General features: G+C 44.8%; 10 protein-coding genes and 2 pseudogenes. 7 read left to right on the forward strand and 5 right to left on the reverse strand.

Features of this window, described 5'->3' with window-relative positions:
- Both H6G03_RS38505 and H6G03_RS35045 read left to right on the forward strand, forming a co-directional pair.
- Positions 1 to 194 (forward strand): annotated as a pseudogene (locus H6G03_RS38505) (RNA-guided endonuclease TnpB family protein); the annotation flags it as partial.
- 103 nt (positions 195 to 297) lie between these two features.
- The gene (locus H6G03_RS35045; RefSeq protein ID WP_190475196.1) at positions 298 to 1485 is read left to right on the forward strand and encodes a serine/threonine protein kinase; all 1188 of its coding nucleotides are present in this window, start codon (positions 298 to 300) and stop codon (positions 1483 to 1485) included.
- On the opposite strand, the gene H6G03_RS35050 is transcribed toward H6G03_RS35045, so the two are convergent.
- Positions 1471 to 3723 carry a recombinase family protein gene (locus H6G03_RS35050; protein ID WP_190475198.1) on the reverse strand — a complete coding sequence of 751 codons (2253 nt, stop codon included), beginning with the start codon at positions 3721 to 3723 and terminating at the stop codon, positions 1471 to 1473. The two genes, H6G03_RS35045 and H6G03_RS35050, sit on opposite strands and share 15 nt — an antisense overlap.
- A gap of 131 nt (positions 3724 to 3854) precedes the next feature.
- Here H6G03_RS35050 and H6G03_RS35055 point away from each other — a divergent pair, with 131 nt between their 5' ends.
- The gene (locus tag H6G03_RS35055) at positions 3855 to 5228 is read left to right on the forward strand and encodes a proton extrusion protein PcxA (protein ID WP_190475180.1); all 1374 of its coding nucleotides are present in this window, start codon (positions 3855 to 3857) and stop codon (positions 5226 to 5228) included.
- 60 nt (positions 5229 to 5288) lie between these two features.
- Here H6G03_RS35055 and H6G03_RS35060 read toward each other — a convergent pair whose 3' ends face one another.
- Entirely contained in the window at positions 5289 to 6032 is a 744-nt protein-coding gene (locus H6G03_RS35060; RefSeq protein ID WP_190475182.1) for an alternative oxidase, read from the reverse strand.
- 318 nt (positions 6033 to 6350) lie between these two features.
- On the opposite strand from H6G03_RS35060, the gene H6G03_RS35065 reads away from it, so the two are divergent.
- Positions 6351 to 7016, forward strand: coding sequence for an esterase/lipase family protein (locus tag H6G03_RS35065; RefSeq protein WP_190475184.1), 666 nt, complete (start codon positions 6351 to 6353; stop codon positions 7014 to 7016).
- Here H6G03_RS35065 and H6G03_RS35070 read toward each other — a convergent pair.
- A complete protein-coding gene (locus H6G03_RS35070) occupies positions 6946 to 7377 on the reverse strand; it encodes a VOC family protein (RefSeq protein ID WP_190475186.1) in 432 nt (143 codons plus the stop codon). The genes H6G03_RS35065 and H6G03_RS35070 overlap by 71 nt on opposite strands.
- A gap of 31 nt (positions 7378 to 7408) precedes the next feature.
- Between H6G03_RS35070 and H6G03_RS35075 the strand changes: the two genes are divergently transcribed.
- The 3 genes from H6G03_RS35075 to H6G03_RS35085 all read left to right on the forward strand — a co-directional run bounded on the left by H6G03_RS35075 (position 7409) and on the right by H6G03_RS35085 (position 11210).
- On the forward strand, positions 7409 to 8173 hold the full coding sequence (locus H6G03_RS35075; protein WP_190475188.1) for a TIGR00297 family protein: 765 nt from the start codon (positions 7409 to 7411) through the stop codon (positions 8171 to 8173).
- 658 nt (positions 8174 to 8831) lie between these two features.
- Entirely contained in the window at positions 8832 to 10097 is a 1266-nt protein-coding gene (locus H6G03_RS35080; protein WP_190475190.1) for a hypothetical protein, read from the forward strand.
- A 213-nt stretch (positions 10098 to 10310) separates the two neighbouring features.
- Complete coding sequence (locus tag H6G03_RS35085) at positions 10311 to 11210, forward strand: pentapeptide repeat-containing protein (RefSeq protein WP_190475192.1); 900 nt, start codon at positions 10311 to 10313, stop codon at positions 11208 to 11210.
- Positions 11211 to 11239: 29 nt separating this feature from the next.
- On the opposite strand, the gene H6G03_RS35090 is transcribed toward H6G03_RS35085, so the two are convergent.
- Together H6G03_RS35090 and H6G03_RS39935 are read right to left on the reverse strand one after the other, a co-directional pair.
- Entirely contained in the window at positions 11240 to 12115 is an 876-nt protein-coding gene (locus tag H6G03_RS35090; protein ID WP_190475194.1) for an SDR family oxidoreductase, read from the reverse strand.
- Positions 12116 to 12282: 167 nt separating this feature from the next.
- Positions 12283 to 12476 (reverse strand): annotated as a pseudogene (locus tag H6G03_RS39935) (RNA-guided endonuclease TnpB family protein); the annotation flags it as partial.

The following is a 12476-nucleotide window of genomic DNA, read 5'->3' on the forward strand; positions in this document are numbered from 1 at the left end:
TAAATGTGGATTGATTTTGGACAGGGATTGGAATGCGGCACTGATGATTCTAAAAGTAGCCTTGAGTACGGTAGGGCATACCGGAACTTGGATCGAAGATCCGAACGCTTCAGGAGATTTGGCCGCTACTTTGGTTGGAGTAATCCAGTCGCAAGCAAGCTGAGTCTATGAATGAAGAATCCCCGTCCCTTTAGGGCTCTTGAGTGTCAAAGCACCGAACTTAGAGCAACGCTATCAGAGTACGCGCCAAGCACTTACCGATTTAAAAGGCGATAGATAGCAAAACATATGAGTAAAATGCTGGAATCGGGACAAATATTACAGGGACGCTATCAACTCAAACAAAAGTTAGGGAAAAATGCGGGGCGTCAAACTTGGCTGGCAGAAGATTTGGCAACAGAAACTAAAGAAAAGGTAGTTGTCAAACTGCTGGCTTTTGGCGGCGAGGTGCAGTGGGATGACCTCAAATTATTTGAACGGGAAGCGCAGGTTCTCAAACAACTGGATCATCCTCGCATTCCTAAGTATCGAGATTATTTTCATATAGACGATCGCACGCTTTGGTTCGGATTGGTGCAAGAATATATTCCCGGTGCTTCCTTGAAAGAATTGCTGAGTCAAGGTCGAAAATTTACGAAAAAGGAAATACATAAAATCACTGTATCGGTTTTGAATATTCTGTTTTACCTGCACGATAAAAATCCGCCTGTGTTGCATCGGGACATCAAACCAAGTAATTTAATTTGGGGTGAAGATGAATATATTTATTTAGTTGATTTTGGTGCAGTTCAAGATCGAGCGGCAACAGAGGGCGCTACATTTACTGTCGTGGGAACTTACGGTTATGCACCGATGGAACAATTTGGCGGTCGGGCAGTTCCGGCGTCGGATTTGTATGCGCTGGGCGCAACTTTGATTCATTTATTAACTGGTATTCCACCAGCCGATTTGCCACAAAAAAACTTGCAGATTCAATTTGCTGACAAGGTGAATTTGTCTCCTCATTTGGCAAGTTGGTTAATGAAAATGACCGAACCTGCTTTAGAACGCAGGTTTAGTAATGTTAGAGAAGCGCTCGAGAATCTCAAACAAATAAACTTAAAGGGCGAAGCAAGGGGTAACGAGCTTTTAAAGCAAACATCTGACTTGAATAATTCCGGTCAAGGTCGTTTATTAGATTCATCTGTACCGGTGCCAGATGAAATCAAAGGTTGGAATTGGGGAGCATTTTTGTTACCCTGGATATGGCCGCTAACTAATAATGTTTGGATCGGTCTTTTATGCTGGATACCGCAGATAGGTTGGCTGATGGCGATCGCATTGGGTGCTAGAGGCAATGAATGGGCTTGGAAAAGTAAAAAGTGGCGGAGTATCGAACACTTCAAAGCTCATCAAAGAGGCTGGGCAATTGCCGGACTTTTTATCGGCATACCAACAGCTTGGATATATCTAGTTTTCTTGGCGATGATTCTAGGTTTGCGTTAATAATGCCTCCGAGTTAACGGGAACAGAAGCGTTTACCAATGTCAAAAGCGGGCCGTTTTGTTCTTGTCCGTTTACGGCAAAATCGCTGTGACACAAATAAATTCTTTCTCCCGCACGAGACAACAAATCTCGCACAATTCGTCGCAGTCTTTCTTCTCCTGCGTCTGTTTCATCTTGCTCTGTCCAAGGTTCTCCCAATCGATTTTGCAGAAATAATTGCGAAGCAAATAAACTCGCTGCACCTCCACTTAACCACAGAGAAGAACCGACATCCATCCAAAATTGCCAACGATGAAATCTGCGACTGGAACGGTATTGAAAGATATTCGCCAAGGTGACGGCATTTGCTGTTCTGCCAAAACTTCTCATAGGAAAAGGATTTGCCGTTACTGTACCGCGCCGCAGTAGCTGTATGAATCGACCGACGGTAGTATGAGATGGTGTATCTCCTGGGTTAACGGGAGAGTCGATCGGAGTTTTTCGCAGTCGTCCGTCTACTTCCCAATAATGCTGGGCGGTTTCCATTAATTCTCGCAAAGCTGATAATTGGTGAAAGGGAAGATAGCTGCCATTCCACAAAAAGCGCTGAATTGCTCGATCGAGTACGTGAACGCCGCTGGGTATGAGACGCTGCTGTTGTTGCGATCGCTGTTCTTCCAGCCATTGTACAATTTCTTCATAAGCAATGGTCGCTTGATATCCCAGACGATCCCAGCGAGCAAAGCTTTTCACCGGCTGCAAACTGGGCAATTCCGGATCGGGCGCATAACAATAGTCTGCCAACAAACCGGCGCGAACTGGATCGATACCTTTTGGGATTTGGGATTTGGGATTTGGGATTGAGGTATCTTCCGATTCCTCGTTATCTGTTGCTGCTGATGATTGACTGAGTACTACCAACATTTCCGCGATCGCATCTCGGTCTACCAAACGTCCCAATCCCGGATAAACTAAAGCCAGAAGGGTGAGCAATGCGCGAACGATCGGAGAACTGGATAAGGGGCGCTGATCGTTGAGAGATTCGACGGCTATACCTTTACCTGTGAGAATTTCGATGAAGCTGTAGCGTGCGATCGCATCTAAACCGGGTGCTATGACAGCGACATCTTGCGGTTGCACCTGTCCTGAGTTTATCGCTTGGCTGATGATTTCGGCGGTTTCGCGCAAAAGTTGCGATCGCGATATCGTTTGTAGAGACTGCACCGATTCTGGTAAAGCGGATAGTAAGGAGGGGTCGTTAAGTGCTTCCACCAAGTTATTTCCCAGGCTATCTTCCAAACAAATCACAGGTCGCCTTCTCAAAGTATCTACTTGACAGCGGGATGCCAAACCTGCCATAAAATCGGAGTCAGCACCCAATCCTACGCGCACGCCACCTTCAGGATTGTATGCGAAAGCGCCGATCGCGCCACTGTCTAGGAGAAAGTCAAACAAATCGCGTGCGATCGCGGGATAATCATCTATATCATCTGCCAGAACTATGCGACACCGACGAGTTAAATGCTGCTGATAAGTTGCGTCTGGCAATAAATAGCGCCAATATAATTCCGCAATGATACCGTAAGTCAGCAATCCTCGCTCCAAACACCATTGCTTCCACCGCAACAACATCATTTTTAGTGTTGAGTGCTGACTGCTGAGTTCCGAATCAAAACTCTCCCCCTCTCCCTCTTCCACCAAACCTTGTTCTAAAATTTCAGATATATCCTCTGGAGGCGTTCCACTCAAACCTGCCAGTAACAGCAAGTCGAGGGCGCGACGGACTAATCGATATTCGTTCACCCCCATCTGTCGCCAAATACCCATATCCAATTCCGGACGCCACAGCTCCGTTGCTAATTCCTGTTCTGTTTCCGGGCGCAGTCGCAGGGGAAATTGTGCCTTTAGATTCAACCTCTGTATTAAGAGCGGCCAAAATAGAATTACTTCGTCCTCAAAAAAAGCTAAAGGTGTGGTTGTGCGAATCGGGATATTAGGTATCGCTGCTGTAATGCGATCGGTCAACTCGATGCGGTTATCGCCGTTAGCAGCAAATATCAAAGCTGCTGATGCTCTTTGTCTGGCAGTTAAACGACTGACGACACTTTGGCTAACTGCTCGCCCCTGAGTTGCAGAATTGGGCATAGTAGCATTTGGGCGATCGAATCCCATCTGTACCCAGGTGCAAAACTGCTCTATCAACCGGGTAGTCTTACCACCGCGACTGGAACCAGCGATCCAAATAGATTCAGACACCACCATCCGTCCTCCGGTTAATTTGTTATCATACCACGTACATTCGATTTTCTGACTTTTGCAAATCTGCATTAAGCCAGAAGCAATCAGGATATTTCTCCTATATCACTGAGAGTCAGCGATAAATTTGTGTCATGAAGAAAACATTTTTGGCCAAAATTAGAGATTCCTTGCGTTATGCTGGCGACTGGTTTTCCGAAACGCCAGAAAGAGCCTTAGATCGAGCATATAATGCGGCTTTGCAAATCAAGGCGATCGAAGATGAACATTTTGGGGGTCGCCAAATAGCTGCTGACTCTGCTGAGTACGGAGACAGCACAATGGCTTATTTTGACACAGAACTTAAGCAAAACTTAAATATTATCAAGGCGGGACTGGCGGAATTCAAGGCTAGTAGTTCAGTGGTAAACCTGACGAATCAAAATATAGCCAAACCAAAAGAAGGTGATGTTACCGTCAATAATGGCAATGTTTATGGGCTGGATGCTAGAGATAAACCATCGGTAATTTTAGAGAAACTTAAGTTTATCGATCGCATTGTTTCTCAATACACTCGCGAATCGAAAAAATCGCAACCGGAAACATCTTTATCCTTGGTAGTAGTCCCCGCCAAAAATGACTTGGCTTCCCAAGATTTTAGCTCAAACGATAAAAACGAACAAGTATATTTATCTAAATCCGATCTGGAAACCAAAATTAATGAAACTGCCACTGATAAAACAGGTGTTTTACCAAGATCGATTTTTAAAACATTGAATCGGCTCCAGAGAGAGTTAGACCCTCAATCAGAAGAAGAAGTCGTCAAAAAATTCCGCAAGTCCAAGGCAAAAACAGCAGTTTCTATTAAGTTTATTTTAATTTTAATCATAGCACCGCTGCTCACTTATCAACTATCTAAGATTTTTATAGTCGGCCCAATAGTAGACAAGTTGAGAGATGAGAATAAGGTCGATATTTTCATAAACCGCGATTTGGAAGAAGAAGCGCTGGGTGAGTTACAAGTATTTAAGGAAAGATTAGAATTTGAGAACTTGATTTTTGAAGTTCCGAAGTTTTCGGCAGAGGAAATAGAGGTAAAACTCAAAGAAAGAGCGCAGGAAATCGCCGAAGAATCTCGGCACGAAAGTGCTGATGCCATTAAAAATGTCTTTTCCGATTTACTGTCCTTGGTTGCTTTTGGTCTGGTGATATTTACAAGTCGTCGAGAAATCGCCGTTTTGAAATCTTTTATCGATGAGCTTGTGTACGGTCTCAGCGACAGCGCTAAAGCTTTCATTATTATTTTGTTTACCGATATATTCGTGGGATTCCACTCACCACATGGATGGGAAGTCCTGCTAGAAGGCATATCGCGACATCTGGGAATACCGGAAAGTAGACAATTTATCTTTTTGTTTATTGCTACATTTCCGGTGATTCTCGATACAGTATTCAAATATTGGATTTTCCGATATTTGAATCGCATATCTCCTTCAGCTGTTGCTACCTACAGAAATATGAACGAGTGAAAAAGTCAAATGTAGGGGCGGGGTCACCCCGCCCCTACATTCAACCAATAATTAAGTTTGTCAAAACAAAGTTGCTGGTTCTTTTTCAGCTGCTTCTTTTGCAAGCTTAGGCTCAGATTCTTCGACCTTATTTAGAGTTGATTCAGGCAAGAATTTAGCTGACGGGCTGTGGGGACTCATGAACGTTAGTTGGGCGTCCGCCTGCTGACAAGCTACCATCGTTTTAACGTGTTCCATCTCGTCATCCCGAATAGCGACGAAAACATCGTAAAGATTATCAATTTTGGGACGACGTTCTTCTGGGGGATGAGAAGTTTGGAATTCGTCAAACATATAAAGGTCGCCTTCGCGGTAGTAATTTATGGCAACCTGCGGTGCAGGTTCGGCTTTAAGTTGCTCCTCATATTCTTTGACGAACTTATCGTAAGTTTGGTAGGCGTGTTCTTCCACTAGCTGGGTAAAGTTATAAGCTGCGCGAGGAGAAATCATGAACACAACAACGAGAATCCAGTAGTAGAAAAAGGCTCCCGTGCGAGCAACAAAGCGGTCAATCCAGTATTTATTTCCGCCAAGCGACTCAATAATCAGCAAGTGATGCAATTCGTTCCAAGATTCTGCAAAGTGAACTTTGATCCAGTCAGCTTTGCGCCACCAACCCATGCTTTCATAAAGGTGAAGCACTGAAGTGTAGGCAAAGTAGGGAACGCGAGCAACTGTTTCCAAAACGAAAAATCGCGGATATAAACGGTTGCGGTAAAGTTTGTTGAGAACAAATTCTAAGAAATTGACTAGGAGTCGAATCATTTATTGTACTCCTTGTACATGAATACAGATGTGGGAATAAGGTGTGAAATGGAAGTGCGATCCGAATAGTAGTAGTGTTATAATGAAGAGGAGTATAAAATGGGAAATTTCACTACAATTTCAGAGAGCTTCCGGAGATTTATTCTTAACCCACATTTAGATTGTAACAAAATATTTACAGGGCGTGGTTAACGAATCTAACAGTTAACAAAGTGGCGAATGGGTTTGTGCCAGCGAACTGTGCGTCTGCTGGCGGTCATCTTGCCAAAGCGCTCGGTCTAAGCTGGATTCAGGTGATTAACTTTCGTTTAGGTTGATATGAAAAGTGAGAACGATCGCAACCCGGTGCTGTTAGTTCACGGTATTAACGATACCGGCGCAGTTTTTCATAGAATGGCTCCCTACCTGCTTCAGCAGGGTCGGTCTGTGTACGATCTCGATCTCATACCGAATAACGGTGCCAAACACCTAGATTATTTGGCACAACAAGTTGCAGATTTTGTCGCCAACACTTTCCCGCCAGGACAAGCTTTGGATTTAGTTGGTTTCAGTATGGGAGGAATTGTCAGCCGCTACTACGTGCAGCGGCTGGGAGGAATCGATCGCGTACAGCGCTTCATTACGATCGCATCGCCTCATCGCGGGACTTTGACCGCTTACGGTTCTCAACTACCCGGTTGCGTTCAGATGCGTCCTGGGAGCGAATTTCTGACTGATTTGAGTCGGGATGTCACCATGTTGGAACGACTCAACTTCACTTCCATCTGGACACCCCTGGATTTAATGATCGTGCCGGCGAATAGTTCTCAGCTGCCGGTAGGTAAAAATGTACAGGTATCGGTTCCTCTACATCCCTGGATGCTGACAGACTCCAGGTGTCTCGCCGTAGTTGGAGAAGCGCTAGGAGAACCTCTCAGACAGTATCGCCCACCTGTGCGTACTCCCGATCGCCAAAAATCGCCGACGCATGACAATAATATTTAAACTCCAGCAAGTTGTGGAACGGATCTTCTAAAAAGAAGGTGCGATGTTCGGTAGGTAAACCGGCAAATCGGCGTTTAGCCTCTTGATAAAAGGATAAGTTTTTCTGTTTCGCCCTTTCTAGCAGCGCTTCCCAGTCCGCTTCGGAAGTGAAAACCAATCCAAAATGTCTGGGATATATGCCTTTTTGAGGAGTCACAGCTTCTTTCGCGACGTGGGCAACGATTTGATGCCCGTAAAGGTTAAGAATTACCGAATTTGGCGTTTCGCGACCGATTTCGCAACCCAAACCATCAGCGTAGAATGCTTTTGTTTGGGTAATATCGGTGACGGGAAAGGCAAGATGAAATAAAACTTCGTTCATAGTTTCCTGTTTTCGCGGAGGCTGATAATAAATGCTCTCTACTATTTATGCTCTTAATCCCTGGCTGGTAGCGGTGGGATTAAATACGGTTTTGCTGGCGATCGCGTTTTTGGCCCCTAAAAAGTTGCTCACACCCGCAGGCTACTTGCACGCTTGGGTATTGGGCGTTTTGATTTGGGGAACGCTGGGATGGGAGGGATATTTGACGGTGATGTTCTATTTTCTGGTTGGATCTGCCGTCACCCGCATCGGTATGGCCCAAAAGGAAGCAGAGGGAATTGCCGAAAAGCGTTCTGGTGCGCGTGGGCCAGAAAATGTCTGGGGTTCGGCTTTTACGGGGGCGCTGTGTGCTTTAGCAACTCTTCTGCCTCTCCCCCCCTCTCCCACTCTTTATTTGCTGCGTTTGGGCTATGTCGCCAGTTTCTCTACTAAGCTTTCCGACACTTGCGCTAGCGAGGTGGGCAAAGCTTACGGTAAACGCACATTTCTAATTACTACTTTACAACCGGTAGCGCGGGGAACGGAAGGCGCTGTCAGTCTGGAGGGAACTTTAGCTGGGGTGGCGGGATCGATCGCGATCGCACTTGTAGGTTGGGGTGTCGGTTCGATCGACCTCCCAGGTGTCGGTTTGTGCGTGGTGGCGGCGTTCGTTGCCACTAATTTGGAAAGTCTGCTGGGCGCGACGGTACAAGGCAAGGTAGGCTGGCTGACCAATGAAGTTGTCAATGCTATCAATACTTTACTGGGTGCGATCGCAGCCATTCTGTTAGCTTTGGCGTTTGATTTAGCTCGCTAGAGTTCCAGAAACCCGGTTTTTTGGAAAAACCGGGTTTCTTTAATGGATATTTTGAATTTAAAATTATTAAACTACATCAAGTATAGCTGCAATTCCAGATAAATTGACCTACTTTCAATACAACACTTGCATATATATAGGTGCTACAGAGAAAATATAACGATAATTCAAGATTAGAGAGACCGGAAAGCCGATGATTTGAAGCTTTTATATTCATCTCGAAGTCATTACGTATACACTTAGAGTTTAAAAACGCTCAAAATTTTTTTCGCTGGACTTCCGTAAACAATCATGAGAAATTGTATTACTCAATAGAAGAGAAACAAACAGATTGAGATGGGTAAGACAAAACAAAATAATCTAGAGTTCCGGGAATATTTCTAATTCTAGATTTGGTTTCAATTTCCTGTCAATAATTCTGTAAATGCCTCAGAAATACCTCACAATCAAGGTATTATGAGTGGATGAGCATCGGCAAATATCATTCCCTCACAATTGCCAATTGCTAATAACCATTAAATTGGGTCAGATTCGGGAGAATTAATATCTGCTTTACGTCCAGATAATTATCTCCAAAAGCAGAAGTTCACCAACTAAGTGTTACCTGTCAATTTTTCACAAAATCACGATGTAATTGCAAATCTTCGGAGGAAATATCATGTCCGTTAATTTATTTGATGCCAATTTTTACCGCACTCTTTACCCAGACCTAGCTAGAGCTGGAATTACCACAGATGCACAATTGCGGCAGCACTTCCTGGATAGGGGGATTACCGAAGGGCGTCAATTCTCGCGGTTTGCAGATATCAACTACTATGCAACGAGTTATCCCGACCTCACCAACGCAGGGTTGACTAAAAACCAACTGTTTGGCCATATGGAACAGTTTGGGATCGGAGAGAAACGCCGACCTGGAGTTGTTTTTAACGCAGCTTACTACAGAGCTGTCAACACTGACTTAGCACAAGCTAATCTGACTGACGAGCAATTGGTGCAACACTACCAAAACTTTGGTCTCAAAGAAGGACGAGTTGCTTCAGAATTTTTCAATCCTACCGTCTACCTGAATAGCAATCCTGATTTAAAGGCAGCATTTGGTAATGACTTTGAAAAGGCTGAACAACATTTTCTCAGCAATGGTATTCGGGAAGGACGTACAAGTTCGCTACCGATTGCACCTGCAACAGATCCGGGAAATTTACCCAGCGTTTCATATGAATTAGGTACGCTGCTTACCCGTCCGACATTTGTTGATTCTGTGGGTACTCCCGACCCAGAGGACTATTACCGGATTATTTTGGACAAGCCGAGCAACCTCAATCTTACTTTGGGGGGTTTGAGCAGTAACACTACTCTGAAGTTGTTTGCAGATGTCAATAACAATGCTGCGATCGAACCTGGTGAAGAGTTGAATAGCGTTACTGGTACCCCTTCTAGTCTCGCAGCAATTACCAGGAATTTGGCTCAAGGTAGCTACTACATAGATGTGGTAACGGGTTCTCCCACTTCCAGCAGCTCTTATAGTCTGAGTTTTGCAGCTAGTGCTATTCCTACCACAACTGCATCCGATCCTGGTAGCACGCCAGCTACAGCTTTAAATGTAGATACTCTCGCGGGTACTCGCACTTATCAGGACTTTGTAGGTACAACCGATCGCGATGACTTCTATCGTTTTGTGCTGGGTGATGTGCGTAGTTTCAATTTATCCCTCAGTGGTGTCAGCGATGGAGTGACTGCAAACCTGTATGGCGACAGCAACAGTAACGGTAGCATCGATCCTGGTGAGTTTTTAGCTAGTGCTGGTGCTTCTCCTAGCAGTATTGGCTCAATTGCAAGGACTTTAGGCGCAGGTACGTACTTTGTCGATATCGTGTCAAATACTCCGACTGTGAATACGAGCTACAATCTCAGTTTGACTGCATAACTCGATTTTGCCAAATCGGTTAAAAAGTAAGTGAATAAGAGCGATCGCGCTTTCTCTAACTAGCAAGGACGGGAAGCGCGATCGCACAAGCGAGTTAAGATAGAACCGCTCATTAAAATCATCGCAGAACTTGAGAGGTAAGTGAAAAGTGAGGTAATGATGAAAAGATACAAGCGATCCTAATCGAGAGGAACAGCCAAGCGGAACCAAATCATGATAACACCAGATAATCAGTCAGCTTGGGTCGAACTTCTGAGTCAAGATATTCCCGCTTTTAACATCGAAATCAACAAAATTCCAGTTTCAGAACGTCTGATGTTTCGCGATGCTAATCTGGCTGGACTCGACATTTCCCAAGCGAACATAAAACACTGCGACCTAACTGGTACAAATCTAGCTGGTAGCTCGGTGTCGGGATTGGCTCTTTCTCGGTGTAGACTCCAAGAAACTCAACTTGAAAATGTTCAATTAGATGATGATTATTGGGAACCTGTAATTACTCAGATTCAGATGTTGTGGCGCGATGTCGATGAATGGAATGCTTTTCGGCGTACTGGGCGACCAGCTATTCTTGAAAGTGCAAACTTTACTGGAGCAGACTTAGGTTGTGCAAATCTCAGTAACATGACTTTCACTACAGCACGTTTTGATGGTGCGCGTCTGGGTGGTTGCAATCTAAATGATACATCTTTTATCGGTGCATCTCTTGTCAATACTGACTGCACGAATTTACGTGCCACATCGGTCAACTTCGAGGATGCGGTGCTTGATGGTATTCGTTTCGATCGCGCCGAATTACGCTTTTGTAAGATGAGAAAAGCTAGCGCTGTTGGTGCTTCCTTTATCCTGGCATCTTTGATGGGTGCTGATATGCACGGCATAAAAGCTTTTCGGACGTGCTGGGATGGTGCGATGCTCGATCGAGTACTCTTATTCGATGCTCATCTCGATGGTAGTAGTTTCCGCAATGCTAAACTTACCAACTGCAATTTGATCGATGCCAGCCTGATTGCCTGTGTGTTTGACTATGCGGAAGCGATCGACAATAAAATGACTGATGCTATAACCGCAGGGGCATCATTTGTAGGCGTGCGAGGCGCGATCGGCCTGTGAATACTCAAAGTGTTAATAAGACAGACTATTCATACTCCCAAATAGCGACGCAAGAAACTTTCGAGGCTTTCTAATTTCAAGTTAAAAATCGATTCTACATTGGCAATTTCATGAGTTGTGCAGAAAAATTCATTTGCCAGTAAAGTCCGCAAAGTACCCAAAGATTTCCCGGTGTTGGGATTGAAAAGTCCGAATGCACCGCGCACTGCGTCAAACAATAATAGGGGCGGATTAATGACGATCGGTTCTCGATTAAAGATCCGACCAAAAATGTGGGGAATATCTTCCCGTTTGAGAATATCTGGCCCTCCTACTGGCAAAATTTGATTTCGCGCTGCTGGGGTGGAGACAGAATTGACGGCAATTCGGGCTAAATCGTCGGTACTGATAATAGAGGTACGGTTTTTCGGGTCACCCACAAGCAGATAAATCCCCGTTTGTCGAAACTGTTCCGCTAAAGGTAGGAGATTGGAGGAAAATCCAGAAGGACGTAAAATAGTGTAATTGAGACCGCTGGCTTGCAGGTATTTTTCTACTTCCCGCTTTGCCTTAAATGTGGGTGCGTTTTCATAACCGCGATCGGCTCCCAGCACAGAGATGAAGACAAAATGCTTGACTCCGATATCTTTAGCTCGATCGATTAATTCAATGTTGGCGCGATAATCGAGTGCGGCTGCATTGCCATCTGAGCCGTGAGCGCCGATCATATATTGAATGCCCTGGCAAGCTTTTTTGATATCTTTCTCTTGTTGCAAATCGCCAATAAAAATTTCGGCTCCTCGGTGTTCCAGTTCCGCATAGCGAGACATGAGGCGGACAAACGCCCGTACTGGCATCTCCTGTTCCCGCAATAGCCGCACAATCCGACGGCCTAATCCTCCTGTTGCTCCCGTAATTAAAAACACGATCGTGCTTCCTCAAATACAGCCTACTGAGTTATTTCAGACGCAATAATGAACTCGAAATCTCCGGACTGGTGATTGATTTTTTTCCCAAAAATCCTCGAAAGAGACTTCTTTGAGAGCAAAATTTTCAAATATTTTTAATTCCATTCTATTGACACTCCCCAGCCCTAAAGGGACGGGGATTCTTCATTCATAGACTCAGCTTGCTTGCGACTGGATTACTCCAACCAAAGTAGCGGCCAAATCTCCTGAAACGTTCGGATCTTCGATCCAAGTTCCGGTATGCCCTACCGTACTCAAGGCTACTTTTAGAATCATCAGTGCCGCATTCCAATCCCTGTCCAAAATCAATCCACATTTA

The organism is Aerosakkonema funiforme FACHB-1375 (assembly GCF_014696265.1).
Classification (GTDB): domain Bacteria; phylum Cyanobacteriota; class Cyanobacteriia; order Cyanobacteriales; family Aerosakkonemataceae; genus Aerosakkonema; species Aerosakkonema funiforme_A.